The 17,744-nt window shown below is 64.6% G+C and carries 12 protein-coding genes; 8 read left to right on the top strand and 4 right to left on the bottom strand.

Going from position 1 to position 17,744, the window contains the following annotated elements; all coding sequences use genetic code 11:
* The first annotated feature begins 1,043 nt into the window (after positions 1 to 1,043).
* The 3 genes from H5T73_11485 to H5T73_11475 all read left to right on the top strand — a co-directional run bounded on the left by H5T73_11485 (position 1,044) and on the right by H5T73_11475 (position 6,525).
* Complete coding sequence (locus H5T73_11485; GenBank protein ID MBC7248383.1) at positions 1,044 to 3,698, top strand: hypothetical protein; 2,655 nt, start codon at positions 1,044 to 1,046, stop codon at positions 3,696 to 3,698.
* 387 nt (positions 3,699 to 4,085) lie between these two features.
* The gene (locus H5T73_11480; protein MBC7248382.1) at positions 4,086 to 4,445 is read left to right on the top strand and encodes a hypothetical protein; all 360 of its coding nucleotides are present in this window, start codon (positions 4,086 to 4,088) and stop codon (positions 4,443 to 4,445) included.
* A 196-nt stretch (positions 4,446 to 4,641) separates the two neighbouring features.
* Positions 4,642 to 6,525: a hypothetical protein gene (locus H5T73_11475; GenBank protein ID MBC7248381.1), complete on the top strand. Its 1,884-nt coding sequence runs from the start codon at positions 4,642 to 4,644 to the stop codon at positions 6,523 to 6,525.
* Between the two features lie 13 nt (positions 6,526 to 6,538).
* Here H5T73_11475 and H5T73_11470 read toward each other — a convergent pair whose 3' ends face one another.
* From H5T73_11470 to H5T73_11455, 4 genes are all read right to left on the bottom strand, one after another.
* Positions 6,539 to 8,350: an AMP-binding protein gene (locus H5T73_11470; GenBank protein ID MBC7248380.1), complete on the bottom strand. Its 1,812-nt coding sequence runs from the start codon at positions 8,348 to 8,350 to the stop codon at positions 6,539 to 6,541.
* Between the two features lie 61 nt (positions 8,351 to 8,411).
* Entirely contained in the window at positions 8,412 to 8,804 is a 393-nt protein-coding gene (locus H5T73_11465; protein ID MBC7248379.1) for a DUF134 domain-containing protein, read from the bottom strand.
* Positions 8,805 to 9,062: 258 nt separating this feature from the next.
* Positions 9,063 to 9,560 (bottom strand): YkgJ family cysteine cluster protein, encoded by a 498-nt coding sequence (locus H5T73_11460; GenBank protein ID MBC7248378.1) that lies wholly within the window; start codon positions 9,558 to 9,560, stop codon positions 9,063 to 9,065.
* Positions 9,561 to 9,955: 395 nt separating this feature from the next.
* On the bottom strand, positions 9,956 to 11,422 hold the full coding sequence (locus tag H5T73_11455; GenBank protein MBC7248377.1) for a PAS domain S-box protein: 1,467 nt from the start codon (positions 11,420 to 11,422) through the stop codon (positions 9,956 to 9,958).
* Between the two features lie 658 nt (positions 11,423 to 12,080).
* On the opposite strand from H5T73_11455, the gene H5T73_11450 reads away from it, so the two are divergent.
* The 5 genes from H5T73_11450 (at position 12,081) to H5T73_11430 (ending at position 17,680) form a co-directional block, all read left to right on the top strand.
* Positions 12,081 to 14,150, top strand: a complete 2,070-nt coding sequence (locus tag H5T73_11450; protein ID MBC7248376.1) for a PAS domain S-box protein — start codon at positions 12,081 to 12,083, stop codon at positions 14,148 to 14,150.
* Positions 14,151 to 14,185: 35 nt separating this feature from the next.
* Positions 14,186 to 14,335, top strand: coding sequence for a hypothetical protein (locus tag H5T73_11445; protein MBC7248375.1), 150 nt, complete (start codon positions 14,186 to 14,188; stop codon positions 14,333 to 14,335).
* Entirely contained in the window at positions 14,332 to 16,134 is a 1,803-nt protein-coding gene (locus H5T73_11440) for an MEDS domain-containing protein (GenBank protein MBC7248374.1), read from the top strand. Before H5T73_11445 ends, H5T73_11440 begins: the two co-directional genes overlap by 4 nt.
* Positions 16,135 to 16,309: 175 nt before the next feature.
* Positions 16,310 to 16,672, top strand: coding sequence for a response regulator (locus H5T73_11435; GenBank protein MBC7248373.1), 363 nt, complete (start codon positions 16,310 to 16,312; stop codon positions 16,670 to 16,672).
* Positions 16,673 to 16,948: 276 nt separating this feature from the next.
* Positions 16,949 to 17,680: a hypothetical protein gene (locus H5T73_11430; GenBank protein MBC7248372.1), complete on the top strand. Its 732-nt coding sequence runs from the start codon at positions 16,949 to 16,951 to the stop codon at positions 17,678 to 17,680.
* Positions 17,681 to 17,744 lie beyond the last annotated feature (64 nt).

The raw sequence follows: 17,744 nt of genomic DNA, 5'->3' as shown, positions 1-17,744 counted from the left end.
CTACCCCTCCATTTATGGCTTAACCATGCGAAGAATAAGGATTGTAAGAGAAAAAAAGAAAATGGTAAAAATAGGAGAAAAACCCGCTTATCGGACTGAAAATCCTGGCGTCGGCGGTTCGATTCCGCCTCTCGCCACCAGTAAAAGACCAGGTCAGAGGGCATGTCCCTGGGCCTGGCCTGTTTTTTTCTTGCTTCCGGGAGAGGAGCGGCAAAGGAAAAGCCGCGACCGGATCGTACCGGGTGCCGGGACCCGGCCCGTTTGTCCGCGCCGCCCGGGGACGGGTCGCGGCGGGGAAAAAGGGGCCCCCTTCCGCGGCGGGGATCCCGCCGCCTTGCCGGCGGCGACGTTCTCCTCCCGAGGCGGCGCGAAAGTTTCCGCCGCACGCGGAGGCGTCCAGGGAGGGAAAGGCTGCGTGAGGAAGAGGGGACAGGATTCAAGGGCAGGGATCAAGGGCAGGGATCAAGGGCAAGGATCAAGGGCAAGGATCAAGGACAGGGTTCTGGGACAGGGTTCAGGGGCAGGGTTCAAGGACAGGGTTCGGGGACAGGGTTCAGGGGCAGGGATCAAGGACAGGGTTCAGGGGCAGGGTTCAAGGGCACCATGGCGACCTTCTTAAAATATGGTAATATATGGTAACAAGAGGTGTAGAGTGGAGCATACAAAATGGTATAATATTACATGGATACAGGGGAACCATGACACGGCGGTCGGCGTATCACCACAAGACCAAATCGTTGGGGCTCTGCCGTGAACCCGGTGTCCGGGCGGCGCCTTTGCCGTTCTTTTTCGAGGCGGGAGCACGCCGCCTGGCGCGCCCGGAAACGAGGGGAGACCTCCACGCATTTAGCGTCCGGAGACCCCGTAGGAGAGCAAGGGGGGCTACGCGTGAAGAGGTGGGAGGAAGGGTTGCCGTGGGTGGAAAGAAGGGATGAGTCCGGACGTTGAAGAGAGAGGGACGAAGGACGATACGCGGAAAACGGAGAGCGCCGACGAGGCCTTTGGGGAAGAGAGCCCCGCGAGAGGGAAGGAAGGAGGTTCTCATGGAGGTTCTCGTGAGGAGTCGTGCGATGTGGAGGGCCCTCCCAGCCTGCCTGCTGCTCGCCATGCTCTGCCTCGGCGTGGCCCCGGCCGACGCTGCCGAGCCGCGGTGGACGGATGAGGGGGTGGGCGTACGCACCGATTCCGGCGGCGCCTTCCATCCACAACCGGCCTCGGACCAGGCCGGGGGAGCCATCATCGCCTGGCAGGAGATGAGGGGCGGCCATTCCCAGATATGCGCCCAGAGGGTCGACTACGCAGGACGCGTCCTCTGGAATGCGAGCGGGGTGGGCGTACGCCTCAGCCCGGACGGTGATGCCCGCAATCCCCGCATAACGCCCGACGGGAGCGGCGGCGCCGTCATCACCTGGCAGGATTACCGCGACGACGTAAGCGACATCTACGCCCAGAGGGTCAACCCCTCGGGGGGCGTCTACTGGACCGCCAACGGGGTGGCCGTGCGCAGCGGCCCGGCGGACAACGCTTACCTGCCCCAGATCACCCCCGATGGCAGCGGCGGCGCCATCATCACCTGGTACGACTGGCGCGATGCCACTTTCAAGGTCTACGCCCAGATGATCGACTACGCGGGGCGTGCCCTCTGGACCGCGAACGGGGTGTGCTTGAGCGGGGGCGGCGCCATGAAACCCCAGATCACCCCCGACGGCAGCGGCGGCGCCATCATCACCTGGTGTGAAAGCGACAGAGACATAAAAGCCCAGAGGATCAATTCCGCGGGGAACATCCTCTGGTGTCCATCGGGGATAGTCGTGCGCACCGGCACGACGCAAGCCGAGGACCCCCGGATCACGCCCGACGGTAGCGGCGGCGCCATCATCACCTGGGTGGAAACGCCGGACGTCTACGCCCAGAGAGTCGACTCCACGGGGCGTGCCCTCTGGACCGCGAACGGGGTGGCCGTGCGCAGCGGCCCGGCCGGTTACGCCGAAGAGCCCCGCATCACGCCGGGAGTGGGCGGCGGTTGCGTTATCGCCTGGCAGGATACCCGCAACGCTGTAAAGGACATCTACGCCCAGAAGCTGGACTCCTCGGGGCGTGCCCTCTGGACCGCCAACGGGGTGGCCGTGCGCAGCGGCCCGGCCGGTGACGCCATAAACCTGCAGATGACGCCGGATATAGGCGGAGGGGCAAAGATCACCTGGCAGGACCGCCGCAGCGGCAAATGGGACATCTACGCCCAGAAGCTGGACTCATCGGGGCGTGCCCTCTGGGCCGCGAACGGGCTGGCCGTGCGCACAAGATCGCCGGGCGACGCCGAAGAACCGCAGATAGCCCCGGACGGTAGCGGCGGCGCCGTCATCACCTGGCAAGACAAGCGCAACGCCGCAGCATATCCCGACATCTACGCCCAGCGGATCTCGGACCTCCCGTACACCTGGTACCTGGCCGAGGGCTGCACGCAAGGCGACTTCCAGACCTGGATCTGCGTGCAGAACCCCAACCCGGACCCGGTCACGGTGGACCTCACCTTCATGACCGAGGAGGGGGAGAAGAACGTCCCCGCCTGGGACGCCGCGGTCATCCCCGGCAACTCCCGCGCCAACTTCCCCCTGCACGACCAGCTCGTATGCGAGCGCATCTCCACCAAGGTGGTCTCCACGGGAGGGCCGGTCATCTGCGAGCGGGCCATGTACAACCGGGCGAGGACCTGGGCCCACGACTCCGTCGGGGTGACCTCCCCGAGCGACACCTGGTACCTGGCCGAGGGCTGCACGCAAGGCGACTTCCAGACCTGGATCTGCGTGCAGAACCCCAACCCGGGCCCGGTCACGGTGGACCTCACCTTCATGACCGAGGAGGGGGAGAAGAACGTCCCCGCCTGGGACGCCGCGGTCATCCCCGGCAACTCCCGCGCCAACTTCCCCCTGCACGACCAGCTCGTATGCGAGCGCATCTCCACCAAGGTGGTCTCCACGGGAGGGCCGGTCATCTGCGAGCGGGCCATGTACAACCGGGCGAGGACCTGGGCCCACGACTCCGTCGGGGTGACCTCCCCGAGCGACATCTGGTACCTGGCCGAGGGCTGCACCAAGGGCGACTTCCAGACCTGGATCTGCGTGCAGAACCCCAACCCGGGCCCGGTCACGGTGGACCTCACCTTCATGACCGAGGAGGGGGAGAAGAACGTCCCCGCCTGGGACGCCGCGGTCATCCCCGGCAACTCCCGCGCCAACTTCCCCCTGCACGACCAGCTCGTATGCGAGCGCATCTCCACCAAGGTGCGGGTGACCTCGGGAGGGCCGGTCATCTGCGAGCGGGCCATGTACAACCGGGCGAGGACCTGGGCCCACGACTCCGTCGGGGTGACCTCCCCGAGCGACATCTGGTACCTGGCCGAGGGCTGCACCAAGGGCGACTTCCAGACCTGGATCTGCGTGCAGAACCCCAACCCGGGCCCGGTCACGGTGGACCTCACCTTCATGACCGAGGAGGGGGAGAAGAACGTGCCCGCCTGGGACGCCGCGGTCATCCCCGGCAACTCCCGCGCCAACTTCCCCCTGCACGACCAGCTGACCTGCGAGCGCATCTCCACCAAGGTGCGGGTGACCTCGGGAGGGCCGGTCATCTGCGAGCGGGCCATGTACAACCGGGCGAGGACCTGGGCACACGACTCGGTCGGCTTCACCGTCCCCTGAGGGGTATGGGGTCACATCTTCGATCTACGATTACTAGAGCCTTAGGGATTACCCGGGTGCGTATCCTCGATGACCGGAGAGGGCACGCCGGGACACCGAGGGTATAGGGCAGGAAAGGTGTCCGGAAAAACCCGCGCCTCGCGGATATTCGCGCTATCCGGGTAGGCGGGAGGGCGAGATGAGTGTCTGGCCGCCATGGCCTGCTAACGGTCATCAAGCAATTGTCGTTCCCTCCGCTTAATATTATCAACGCCGGGTTGTGTTTATGACATGGGAACGGGACCGGGTTCCCGCGGCTGGGGAGTATGGCATGCATGTAGGTGGGTTACGTGAGTGGCACCACCCGGCGGTACCGGCGGAGATGATCGGCAAGGAAGGGAGCGGAGAATGAGAAAAGAGGCGCTGGAGGAAACGGGAGAAGTAAAGGAAGCGATGGAAGCGATGGAAACAGGAAGATCAATGGAAGCAATTGATGCGGTTGATGCATGGGAAATAAGAAAAGTAAGTGAAGCAATGGAGGTAATGGAGACAATGGAGACAATGAAAAAATGGGAAGCAAAGGTAGCAAGAGAAGCAAGGGAAGCAAAAGTAACCGAGAAAGCGCTTCCGCTTGCCCCGGAGGATGGGAAGACAGAGCGGAAAAGGCCGCTTCATGGGATTCCCCTCGGAGAACCCCACCTGTTGAGGATCCGTCTGGCGACGGGTAATGCTATAGATTATACCCTGCCGGATGTCCACGGGGATTGAAGCGGCGCCTCCGTGAGCGACGGCTCGCGTGGGTGAACGCGTGGGTGAACGTAGGAAGACCGGCAGCGAAGGGGCTGGTTTTCAAGGCGGGCGTTCCATGGCCCGCTTTCCGGCCGCGCCGCGCTGAGGAGGCTCTCAAGAAAGGGGACAGTTTTCGATGGGAGCCTTCCATGGCTGAGGGAGACGGCGACGGGAGATGCATGTGAGAGCGAAGCCGGCGCTTCCCCTCCTGCTGGGCGGGATGGAGAGGGAGTACGCCCTCATCTATCCCCCGCCCGCTGAAGAACACGGGGAATTCGCCTGGTGGTTGATGGACTGCCTGGCCTATGACCTGGAAAGGGTCCTCTCGGCCAGGGGAGGATGGGTGCGGTACCTGGTGAGCACGAGAAGCGGCCTTGCCAAGTACGTGCTTCACGACGGCGGGTGCCTCGCCATCGAGGACCTGAACGTGCTGGAGGTCTCCACGCCGGAGGCCTACGACGCGCTCGCCTGCCTTGCTTACCTGGATGAATACGGGGGATTGCTGTCCCGCGTGGTGGGCGCTTGCTCGGAAGCGCCCGAGGGGTCGATCATGACGGAGGGCCCGGCGGAATTGCCCCGCTTCGAGCCGGGCGAGGAACGCCGTTTCGCCCTCGCCTTCCACCTGAATTACTCCGCGGAGCTCACGCGGGAACAGGGGCTCGAGTTCTGCACCGTGCTGGCGGCCCTCATGCCCCTCCTGGGCTGCGGCGGTCTCACCCTGCGGGGTTTCTCATGCTCTCCGCGGGGGTTCATGGTGCGCCGTCCCATCTGCGAAGACGGGACCACCTTCTTGAACGACGACATGGTCAGGCTTTACGGGACCGAGGCGGTGGCGAGCGGCGGGCCGGAGATAGTGAGGGGAAGCCGCCTGCACGTCTCCTGCCTGGACAGCCCCCTTACGCGGAGGACGGCCGCCTTCCTCTTCGAGGCCTGCCGGTTCCTGGTGACGCTGATCCTTTACGGGCGCGGCCCCCTGGGGGGCAGGAGGCTGGCGCGCCCCGAAAGAGCCTGCGCGGCCATCGCGGGCGACGAGCACCACAGGCGTTTCGGGTTGAGGGGTGGGGGCACCACCGATCTCCGCGGGCTGCACGAGGCCATGCGCCGCGGCCTGGAGAGAGCGCTCACGGAATGCTCGCTCAAGCCCGCGCAGGAAAGGGTCCTCGAAGCCCTCATCCTCGGCCTGCGCGCCTTCCGGCGAGGGGACGAGGAGGAGCTCTCGCTCCACTTCGACGGGTACCTGAGGAAGAAGATCTACCGCGAACTCCTGGCCAACGAGGGGGTCACGCTCTCCTTTTTCAACCGCGTGGCGGTGCCTGTCTCCTGGCATGCCTCCCGGCTCTGTTCGGGCCTCCCGGAGCTGGCCTCCTTCTCGCCCGGGGAGGCGGAAAAGCTCTTGCGCGGGAGGTCCGCCGACGAGAGGAGCAGGCGCGAGCTGGCCTCCCTGCTATGCGCCCAGAGGGTCTCACCGCGGGAGGTCCCCTCCCTCGCGCGCCTGGTGCAGAGGGTGTTGACCCTGGAGATAAGGTTGCACCAGCTCCACCCCGAGCCCTCGCCGCTCGTGGACTACGAGTGCGAGCTGTGGTCCGATTGCCTGGAAGGCATGGAACCGGCCCCGGATGCGCCGCCGACCAGGGCGGAGATGAGGGGGAAGCTGGTGTCCGCGTTGGCGTACTCGCAGGAGTGCAGCTGCCGCGCGGATTGGTCCGGCCTCTACGTCCTGGCTCCCCACGAGATGGTCGGGGCCTTCTCGCTTCCCGATCCCCACCGGCCGCAGGCCTGCTTCAGTTGGATCGAGATACCCGCGTCGGAGGAGCACGTCATGGGCGGCGGTCTCCTCACCGACCTGGAGGCCAACCGTTACATCCTCTATGCCGACGTGGGGGCAAACGGTGTCGCCGCGGGGGGGTCCTTGCCCCACCTGCCGGGCGGCCAGACCATGCTTGATGCCCTCAGATTCGGGGTGACGCCGGGGCAGCTTCCACTCTGGGAGGATGGGGAAGAGGCCGCCGTTCCCCGGCATCTTCACGGTATCCCCAGGGGGCAACTCCGCCTCTTCTGAAACCCGGTCGCGCCTAATCGACGGCCATCTCGCCCCGCTCGTATTTCTCGCTCACCAGCTTCTTTATCTCCCGGTAATGGACCTTGCCGGTTATGAGGCGTGGGAGCTCGTCCACGAAGAGCACGTACTTGGGGGCCTTGTAATCGGCCAGGTGCTGTTTGCACCAGGAAATGATCTCCTCATCCGTGAGCGAAGCCCCCGGCTTGGGCTGGATGACCGCGGTCACCGCCTCCCCCCAGCGGGGGTGGGGGACGGAAGTCACCCCGGAGAGCTCCACCGCCGGGTGGCGGTTGATCACTTCCTCCACCTCCTCGGGAAACACCTTCTCCCCGCCGGTGTTGATGCACCCGGATCCCCTCCCGATGAGGTGGATATGCCCCCTCTCGTCCACCATGGCCATGTCGCCCGTGAAGATGTAGGTCTTGCCACCCACCCGGCGGTAGGTGCGGGCCGTCTTCTCCGCGTCGCGGTAATACCCGGAGGACCCCTGGTGCTCCCGGGCCACCGCCACCTCGCCGATCTCCCCGGGGCGGGCTTCCGCCCCGTCCTCGGTTATCACTTTGACCATGTCGCTCACCCGGAAGACCGTCTTCTCCAGCTCGCGGTCGGCCGCGGTGTAGGGGGTGACGGAGATGTAGTGACCCTCCGTGGAGGCGAGCACGTCCAGGATGATCAGCTGTGGCAGGTGGTCGAGGAGGCGTCGCTTCACGTCCACGGATAGCGCCATGCCACTGGAAAGGATTACCAGTAGGGAGGAGAGGTCGTACCTGCGCCCCCCGGCGGCCGCCCGGTCGAGCTCGTCGGCGAAGGGGCGGCACTGCCCGTCGCCCACCGCCACCAGCACGTTGGCGCGGTGCTTCTCGATGGCCTGCAGCATCTCCTGCACGTCGAAGCCCTTGGAGGGGAGCATGATGCTCGTGAACCCCCCGATCATCCCGATGAGGGCGTGGTTGTAGGCCCAGGCGTGCATCATGGGGCTGGCAAGGACCATCCTTACCTTTCCCCCCGTCAGCCTGGCCATGAGCCATAGCGAGGCCCGCATCACCGGGTCGGGGGCCCACTTGATGAAGGGCCCCGCCTTTTTCCCCGCCACCACAAGGGCCTTGCGGGTGGCGTTGCGGGAGAGCAGCCAGGGAAGGGCGCGGGCGGTGCCCGGGATGTGCAGGGTCTTCTCGATGCCCTCGAAGACCTGGCGCGGCGCCCTGGAAAGGTCTGACAAACCCCCCGCGAGGTTGCGTATCATCGCCTCCAGGGGGGCACTGAGGACCTGGTCGTGCGTGTAGATGACGCCCTTGGGATAACCCGTCGTCCCTCCCGTGTACATGATGACCACGATGTCGTCGTCCCGGAAGCCCTCCCAGGGAGGGGTAGGGCGGCTGCGGGGCTCCTTCTCCACCAGCTCCTCGTAGTTGAGCATGCCTTCCACGCGGCGGTCACCGATGATCACGTAATTCTTCACGCCCGGAAGCTCGGGCCTCAGATTCGCCATGCGGTCGGCGATGTCCTCGTTGAAGATCACGGTGTGCATCTCCGCGTCCTCGATCACGTGCTTCAACTCCCATTCCTTGAACTTGAAATTCAAGGTGACCGCGCGGGCGGTTATCTTCCATGCCGCCGCCACCGTCTCCAGGAAGGCCGGCGTGTTGTACTCGGCTATGCCGATGTTCTCGTCGCGCTTCACTCCCAGCCCCAGCAGGGCACGGGCCAGCTGGTTGGTCCGCTCGTCCAGCTCACGGTAGGTGATGGTGCGGTCCCCGTGGATGATGGCCGGGTAGGCGGCGAAAGAAGCCAGGATATCCCGGTAAAAGCCGGCAAAATCGGTCATCGGTATCCCCTCCCCTGCTGAACGTGGAACTCGGACTGTCGACAAGGCCTGCCGCCGGGATCTAACCGTCACACGAGGGGCACTTCCATCCCTTCCTGCGCCTGCCGTACCCGGGCGCTATGATGTCGCCGCACCTTCCGCAGCGGTAACGGCCGGCCCCTTCCTGCATGATGTAGGTCCCCCCCTCGATGCGCACCGCCTTGCCCGCGTAGATGGCGTCGATGAGCTTGGCGCGCGCCTCGGTGACCATGCGCTGCAGGGTCTGGCGGGAGATGCCCATCTCCCGCGCGGCATCCTCCTGGTACATTCCCTCCAGGTCCACCAGGCGCAGCGCCTCCAGCTCCTCTAACCGCATGAGGGTTTCATCCAGTTGCCCCAGGGGGATCCCGCGCGGCTTGTAGTAATCCGCCTTGGGCGCTTCCTTCACCAGCTTGGGCTTGATCGGTCTTGGCAAAATATACCTCCATCCAGTAGATGTGTGCTTATGCTCGTTAAGGGTATTCTAAATGCAAGCGCGGCAGGAAACAACCGGGGCGCCACGATGCCCCTGGGGTGCCGCCTTCCCTTTCGTGGAAACACGCGCTTTTCCGGCACAACTCATTGCCGCACGTCAGGCGCAACGGCACGGCACACATACTGGATCCTCATGCCCGGTATATTCCCCCGGAACTTGGCCTCCCGCGGTCCCGGAACGGTTAGATCGCGAACGCGGTCAAGCGGAGAACTCGGCGCGCAACCTTTCCACGGCATGAAAGACCACGGGGCACACTAGGTAGTTGGCCGAGAGGTTGTCGAGCTTATCGGTGCTGTCCACGGCCAGGGAGAACGGGTACTCGCGGCAGCAGTCCGGGCGCGCCTCGTAGTGGACGCAGAGGTTGCGCTTCAGGAAGGGGCAGGGGCGGCGGTTAAGGCAGGTGTCGCGGTCCTCGTTCCTGCCCACGTAAGCGGCGCGGAACTCCGACCTCTTCATGCCCGCGGCCGAGGCGAGGCGGGCGATGTCCGGCGTTTCCACCACCACGTAAGCCTCCTTGCAGCAGGCGGCGCACCTGGTGCAGTCGAAGGCGGGCATGGCTTCCTTCATGAAGCGCTTCAGTGCTGCGTCCAGCCTGCGCTTGGATACGCGCCTGCTTTTCAGCTCCTCGATGAACGCGTCGACTTCCGCCTCGCGTTCCCTTGCCATCCTGCGTATCTTTTTGAGGTCCGTTTCCACTTCTCCTCGCTCTCCTTTTTTTCGTGTGCGTGGCGCCATGCGCGGGAACGGCCGCGACAACCTTCCCTTGTCTCGCCGCGCCTCTCCGGGTTCCCATCCCGGGTTCCCATAAAGTATACGACGCAAGCAGTGAAAGATCCCCCGGCGGCCTCGCTCCGTTGCGGCACCGCCCCGTCCCGGATCGTCACCCTACCCTTCGAGTCCCTTGCGGGACCGGCTGCCAGGCGGCACACCCGTAAGCGGCTCACACGCGGACGCCACACCCGCCTGGCAAGATGTCCTCTGCCGCCGCGAGCCCTCCAGGCGACGGCGCATCATCTCTTTTCTTCGTTTTCTCGAAACAACCCGCCGGGAGAGACGCCCGCGGTCCCGCGCGGCGCGATGTGCGCCGTGGGTCAATCCTCCGCGGCGGGGACGGTGAAGTAGAAGGTGGTCCCCTCCCCGGGCGTGGATTCCACCCAGGTGTCCCCGCCCCAGGTCCTCACCGCGCGTTTCACGGTGGAGAGGCCGATCCCCAGGCCGGGGGTCCCCTCCAGGGAAAAACGCTTGAAGGGCTCGAAGATCTGCCGCTGGATGGAGGGGGGGATACCCACGCCGTTGTCACGCACGTGGAAGGTCACCAGCCCTTTCCGCCGCGCGGCTCCCACCTCTACGCGCGGGTTTTTCACCGCGCCCATGTGCTTCAGGGCGTTACCTATGAGGTTGGAGAAGACCTGCCGCAGCTTCACCGGCTCCGCCTTCACCGCGGGCAGGTGGTCCTGGATGGAGATGGAAACGCCGGCCTTCCTGATCTCCTCCTCGAGGTCCATGAGCACTTCCAGGAGAATTTCCTCGCAATCCACACTCAGCGATTCCAGGTCCGCGTGGCCGGCCTGCGCGTACTGCAGGAGGGAGGTGATGAGCTCGCTCATGCGCTTCGCCCCCCGCGCGATGGCCTCCAGGCACTCCCTCTCCGCTTCCGCGCGGCCTTCTGCGTCCGCCTCCAGGGCCGCCTTGGCGTAACCCTCCACGATGGCCACCGGGGTGAGGAGGTCGTGGGATATGGTGTGGGCGAAGGCCTCCAGCTCCTCGTTGCGGTTCTGGAGCTCCATTTCCATTCTTTTCCTATCGGTGATGTCGCGCGTGAAGGCCACCAGGGCCCGGGGCTCTCCATGGGCATCGCGGACGAGGGTGATGTTCATCTCCACCATGATGCGGCTGCCGTCACGGCGCAGGGCGGCGAGCTCGGCGCCCTTCACCGCCCCTTCCTCCAGGGTCATCTGGTATATGGCCAGGGCCTTCTCGCGGTCCTCGGGGGCCGCCAGGCGTATGGCGTTCATCCCCAGCATCTCCTCCTCGCGCTTGAAGCCGTGCAGCTTCAGCGTCTGGGGCGATACGTAGGTTATGTTGCCCTCGAGGTCCGAGACGGTCACGGCGTCCGGGGATATGCTGATCAGGCCACGGTGCATCAACTCGGACTCGCGAAGCCCCATCTCCATCCGCTTGCGGTCGGTCACGTCGCGGGAGCTGACCACCAGTCCCCGCACCACCTGGTCCTGGATGAGGTTGCTGGCCACCGATTCCAGGTAGCGCCAGCTCCCGTCCTTGTGCCGGAAGCGGTATTCCACCGTCTCCGAAACGCCGGGCTTCTCCCTGCTCTCATAGAAGGCTTTCAGCACCTCAGGCGCATCCTCGGGGTGCACGAAATCGAAGCACGACCTGCCGTTCAGCTCATCCTGCTCGTAACCCAGGATCCGCTTGAGGGAGGGACTATTGTACATAACCCTGCCCTCCCCGTCGAGCACGGTTATGACGTCCAGGGCGTAATCTATGAGGCGTCGGAAATAGTCCCCGGAAGCGACCCTCGATCCTTCTTCCGCCATCTTCCCGGCAGCGGCACCCCCTTTCCCGCGCGTCCTTTACCTACCATGACCCGCCATGGCCGCGCGCCCCGCATGTCCCTGGGGGCTCCTTCCCGGGACGCGCTCTTGCGAACCCGGCTGCGTCAAACTCGGCTACATTGATTATCGCGCATCACGGTGACAATATGAATAATGCGGGCAAAAGCCCGTAAAGCCCGCACAAAAGTCGGCAGAGCATGTAAAGTAGCGCAACGGAGCCCGTAAGAAGCAGGAAAGCCCGCGCAAAAACCCGTAAACGCCCGCAAGGGCCGCATGCACGGCCGCCTTGCGCGGCCGTCCCGTTGACCCACGGTCAACCTGCCGCCGGAAAGGACGCGATCCTGTAACGTTTCGGCAGGCGCTGTTGGTTGAAAAGGTTGAGAGACCATCATGTCATCCCGACAAGAACAGCTGAGCGAGGAAGAAAGGGCGGATATCTCAAGTGTTCAAGGACGCTCAACCCACCCTCCCCAATGCCCGGGTCGGTCGAGGAAGCGAAAACCTCGACGAGGCTAAGGAGGAAATGGCCGCTTCCTGGCCATTCGGTCAGGTCGGCGGGTAAAATATATCCAAGGGGAAGACGAAAACAGAAGGGGGATACGGGAACGGCGGTTTCACCCTCGGGGAGAGTCTGGGGTGGATGGCGATGCTGGAGAACGGGACGGGCGGGGAGGCAGAAAAGAGCCGGGAGGAGCTCCTCGCCGAGATCGCTGCCCTGCGGAAACGCGTGGAGGAGCTGGAGCACTCTTTTTCCAGGTTGAGCGCGGCGGTGGAGGATGCCGACCTCGAGAGGGAACAGCTCCTCTCCATCTTCGACAGCATCGACGAGATCATCTACGTGTCCGATCCCGAGAGCCACGAGATACTCTTCTGTAACCGGGCGCTGAAGGAGAGGTTCGGGAAGGACCCCACGGGAGGCATCTGCTACCGTGAGTTCCAGGGTTTCGATGAGCCCTGCTCCTTCTGCACCAACCCCATCCTCCTGGCAAACCCAGGTCGGGCTCACCACTGGGAATACCACAACCCGGTGCTGGACCGGGATTACCTCATCGTTGACCGCCTCATCCGCTGGCCGGACGGGCGCGACGCGCGCTTCGAGCTGGCCATCGACATCACCGAGCGCAGGCGGGCGGAGAGGGCGTTGCAGGAGAGGGAATCGGAGCTGGCCGGCATCTTCCGAGCCGCCCCGGTCGGCATCGGCATGGTCTCTTACCCGGAGAGGACCATCCTCCAGGTGAACGGAAGGTTCTGCGAGATGCTCGGCTACCGCGAAGAGGAGCTGGTGGGAAGGAGCGCCAGGATCCTCTACCCCGACGAGGAGGAATACAGGCGCGTGGGAGAGGTGAAGTACCGGGATATCGCCGAGAGGGGCGTGGGTTCCTTGGAGACCAGGTGGAGGCGCAAGGACGGGCGGATCATAGACGTCATCCTGAGCTCGACCTTCCTGGACCCCCGCGACCTTTCCGCCGGGACCGTGTTTACCGCCCTCGACATCACGGAGTCGAAGAGGTCCCGCGAACACCGGGACAAGGTGAGCCGCGTGATCCTCGGCCTGGGCACGGACGCCATGGAAAACATCTTTTCCCTGCTCGAGGGAGCGCGGGAGACACTGGGTTGTGAACTCGCGGCCCTGTACCTTTTCGCGAGAGGACGGCACACGCTCATAACCACCCTGGCGGGAGAGGAGAGGTTCCTCGCCCTGCCCGACGGAGAGGCGGAGGGGGTGCTTCGCACCTGGAACGAGTTGCGGGAAAAAGGTTACGCGGCTTTCCCCGATCTCTCCCTGGTTCCCGGCTCGCACCGGGATCCCCTGGTATCCCGCTTCGCTTTCCGCTCCTGCCTGCTTGTGCCGGTGCCGGCGGAAGGGGAGGCGGCGGGGCACCTCGCCGCCTATGACCGGGAGCCTCGCGAATGGAGCGCCGGGGACGTCGAGACGGCGGGGACGCTGGCCCGGGTGATATCCGTGGAGCTCGAGAGGCTGCGCCACGAGGATGAGCTCAAGGATTTCGTGGACGTTGCCTCCCACGAGATGCGCCACCCCATCACCGTCATCAAGGGTTACGTGACCAGCCTGAGCGAGCGCTGGAAGGAGCTGGGAGACGAGCAACGGGAGGAGTTCATGCAGGCCATAGGGCGGGGCGTGGACCGCCTAACGCGCCTGGTCTCCGAGCTCCTGGACATAGCGCGAATCGAGAGAGGCCGCTTCACGATCAAGAAACGCCCCACGGATGTGCGGGCCGTCGTGACGGAAGCGGTGCGGGAGATGCGCCGGCGAGGCTTCGACAACGATTTCGAGCTCCGCCTGCCCCGGGAAGAGACGGTACTGGAGGCGGATACGGACAGGCTGCTGGAGGTCCTGCTCATCCTCCTGGAGAACGCGGTTTCCTTCTCGCCGCCCCGTTCCGTGGTGGAGATCGAGGCCGGGAAAGACGGCACGGCCTTTCTCCTCTCCGTCCGCGACCGCGGTGTGGGGATCCCGGAAGGGGAGAGGGAAAAGGTCTTCCGGCGCTTCTACCAGGTCGAGGACGCCCTGCACCACTCCACCCCGGGAATGGGCATGGGGCTTTTCATAGCGCGCGAGATCGTGGAAAGACACGGTGGGAGGATATGGAATGAACCCAGGGAGGGGGGCGGGACCGTCTTCTCCTTCACCCTCCCCCTGACGCCGGCCGAGGGGGGAGGTGGCGTCTCTTCGGAGGATGAAGCCTGAGGTCGTGAGGGGGCGAGGGAGGCGCGGGCGGAAGGATGGGCGAGAGAAAAAGGGGGTTGGAGACGGGGCAGGCGAGGGAAGAGGAAAGGAAGGGCGAAAGGGCTGGGGAGAAAAGGAAGGAAGAGTCGGGAGAGAAGGAACGGGGACGGGACGAGGCAGGACCGGACAAGGCGAGAAGCGGATGATGCGAAGCAAGAACGGGCGGAACGGGCCAAGGAGAGGCAGGAAGGCGGGGAAAGGCGTAAAGAGAGCGGACACGCGGCGTCGGGAGCTGCGAAGCCCGGAGCACCTGGAGCCCGGAGAACACCTGTGCTGCATCTATGAAAGCGAGGAGGAACACCGCTCACTGCTGACCCCCTTCCTGCGCCGGGGCCTTGAGCAGGGGCACAAGGTCCTCTGCATCACGGATGAGAACACGGCCTCCACCATCCTGGCTTACCTGCGTGAAGAGGGGGTCGACCCTGCCCCCTTCCTGGAGCGCGGGCAGCTGGTCGTGCAAACCTCCTCCGAGGCGTACACGAGGGGAGGGACCTTCGACCCCGACCGCATGATCGAGCTCCTGCGCGCCGAGACGGAAAGGGCCCTCGAGGAAGGCTACGCCGCCCTGCGGGTGAGCGGGGAGATGAGCTGGGCGCTCAGGGGATTGCCCGGCTCTCGTAGGCTCATGGAATACGAGGCCAAGCTGAACCGCTTCTTCCCGGGCAGCATGTGCCTCGCCATATGCCAGTACGACCGCAGGGCTTTCGGCGCCGATCTTCTGCTCGAGGTGGTCACCACCCACCCCCTGGTGGTGGTGGGCGGCCGCCTGTACGAGAACTTCTATTACCTGCCTCCCGAGGAGTACCTGGGCGGGAACGTGGCGGAGGCGAAGCTGGAACGCTGGCTGAACAACCTGGAGGTTGAGCGCGGGTTGCGGGAGGACCTGCTGTGGGAGAGGCACTTCAGCAGCGAGCTCATCGACTCCCTCCCCGTCTTTTTCGTGGCCATTGACCCGCGGGGAAAGACCTTGAACATGAACGAGATGATGCTCAGGGAATTGGGCTACACCAGGGAGGAGGTGGTGGGGAAGGAGTACCTGCGCGAGTTCGTGCCTCCCGGGGACAGGGCGGGGCTGGCGAAGGTATTCGAGGCCCTGGTGAAATCCGGCACTCCGAGGGTCAACATCAACCGTGTCAGGGCGAAGGACGGGCGCGAGATCGTCGTGGAGTGGCACGGGAAACCGGTCCTTCGCGACGGCGGCGCGCTGGATTTCTTCTACGGGCTGGGGGTGGATATCACCGCAAGGGTGCGGAGCGAGGAGATGATGCGCAGGATAAACGAGGAACTCGAGGCCTACGCGCACGCGGTGTCGCACGACCTCAGGGCGCCCATCGCCAATATCACGGCCGCGGCGGAGACGCTGCGGAGGTTGCTTGCCGTCCCCGGGGCCGGCAGGGAGGAGGTAGGCGAGGTCATCTCCTCCATCATCTCCTCGTCGCGGCAGGCCATTTACCTCATCGAGGAGACCTTGCGCATCTCCCGCGATCGGGCACTCTCGCCTGTCGTGGGGGAAGTGGACCTTAACGCCTTAGTCGCCGAGGTGGTGAAGGAAAGGGAAGGGGTCTTGCGGGAAAAGGGCGTAAGGGTTGAAACGGACGAGGACCTCGGGCGCCTTCCCGCCCACCGCGTGGACATGTACAGGATATTCTCCAACCTGCTGGATAACGCCATCAGGTTCGTCCTTACCGGGAGCGGCTTGGTGGAGATACGGAAGCTGGCCCGGGAGAGGGACGGAACCCTGCGTTACCTGGTGCGGGATAACGGCCCCGGTATCGAGCCCGGCCGCCTGGAAGACGCCTTCGAGCCCTTCTCGCGCGGGGAAGAGGGCGTGACGGGCGTGGGGCTGGCCACGGTGAAGCTGCTGGTGGAGGCCTACGGGGGCGACATCCGGGCTTATAACGACGGAGGGGCCTGTTTCGAATTCACCCTGCGCCCCCGCGGGTGACGCCGCCCCGCCGCATGACGCGATCAGCCTGAGGTCACCACGCTGGCCGGCTCCTTAAAGTGCTCACCGCATTTACCGATACATGAATGGCGGAATGATGTATGGAGGAAGGATGCTGTGGCGAACGCTGTGGGCGCGGGCGAAGGAACGCGGCCCGCGGAGGTCGAGGTGAGACATGACGAAGACCATATTGATCGTGGACGACGCGCTCTTCACGCGCATGATGCTGCGCAACATCTTGAACGAGAACGGCTACGGCGCGGTGGTGGAGGCGGAAACGGGCGCTGACGCCATCTGGGCCTACGAGCGCTGGAAGCCCGACCTGGTGATCATGGACATCAACATGCCGGAGATGGACGGGATGACCGCGGTGCGCAACATCCTGGCCCTCGACCCGAAGGCCCGGATCGTCATCTGCAGCGCCCTGGGGGAGAGGCAGCTCATGCTGGAGGCCCTCGAGGTGGGGGTAAAGGACTTCATCACCAAGCCCTTCCAACCCTCCAAGGTGATGGAGGTCGTGCAGAAGGTCCTCGCCTGAAGGGCGGTTCCTCTATCGCAAACCGCCGTTCCTGCTCCTTTGCGCAGCCCTATCCCCAACCCGATCCATGTGCCCGCGCCTTTCCTTCCCCCACCGACACGCCCACGCATTTCCTCGTTTTATCATGACGCCGCTTAGCCCGCCGCGGAGTTGCGTGTTGTAAAATCAGTTGGAAGAAGCCGCAGCCGCCACGGGTCGGGAAAGCGGCGAGGTCGGCGGCGAGCGACCGGAGGAGGTGAATGGCTTATCGACGACGCACGTGGAAGAAAATGGTACTTGAGCTGGTACGCGGTGCTGGGCGCCGGCCTGCTGTTCCTCTCGGCCGTCCTCTATCTTGTACACTACGCCATTTTCCGGGATGCCCACCATATCTTCATCTACATGCTCGGCGACATAGCCTTCATGCCCATAGAGGTGCTGCTGGTCGCCATCATCGTGCACCGCGTGCTCGACGCGCGCGAGAAGAAGACCAGGATGGAGAAGCTGAACATGGTCATCGGCGCCTTCTTCAGCGAGATGGGCATGCAGCTCCTGCGCTCCTTCTCCCGCTTCGACGCCGCCTGCAGGGAGATCAGGGAATGTTTTTCCGCGGAGCCGGACTGGGGCGAGGCCGACTTCCGGGAGGCGAGGCGGAAGCTCGAGGATTACGAGTGCGCCATCGGCAGGGACGACCGGCTCCTCGAGGATATGCGTGAATTCCTCCTTTCCAAGCGCGATTTCCTCCTCACCTTGCTGGAGAACCCCACGCTGCTCGAGCACGAGACCTTCACCGACCTGCTGTGGGCGGTATTCCATCTTGCCGAGGAGCTGAAGTACCGGTACCTCCTGGAGGGGTTGCCGGAATCCGACCACGAACACCTGTGCAGCGACATCGCGCGCGCCTATAGCCTGCTGCTGCGCGAGTGGCTGGCCTACTTGGAGCATCTCAAGGCGAACTACCCGTACCTCTTCTCCCTCGCGGTGCGCATGAACCCCCTGGATCCCGAGGCTTCCGCCGTGGTCACCTGAGTGCGGCCGCGCCGGGGATTCCGGCGGGCGTCCCGCGGGCATGCATGGTCCCGTCTCGAGATAA

The organism is Actinomycetota bacterium (assembly GCA_014360655.1).
In the GTDB taxonomy this organism is placed as follows: domain Bacteria; phylum Actinomycetota; class Geothermincolia; order Geothermincolales; family RBG-13-55-18; genus JACIXC01.
The sequence above is the reverse complement of the archived record's forward strand: the minus strand, read 5'-3'. Positions and strand labels throughout refer to the sequence as shown.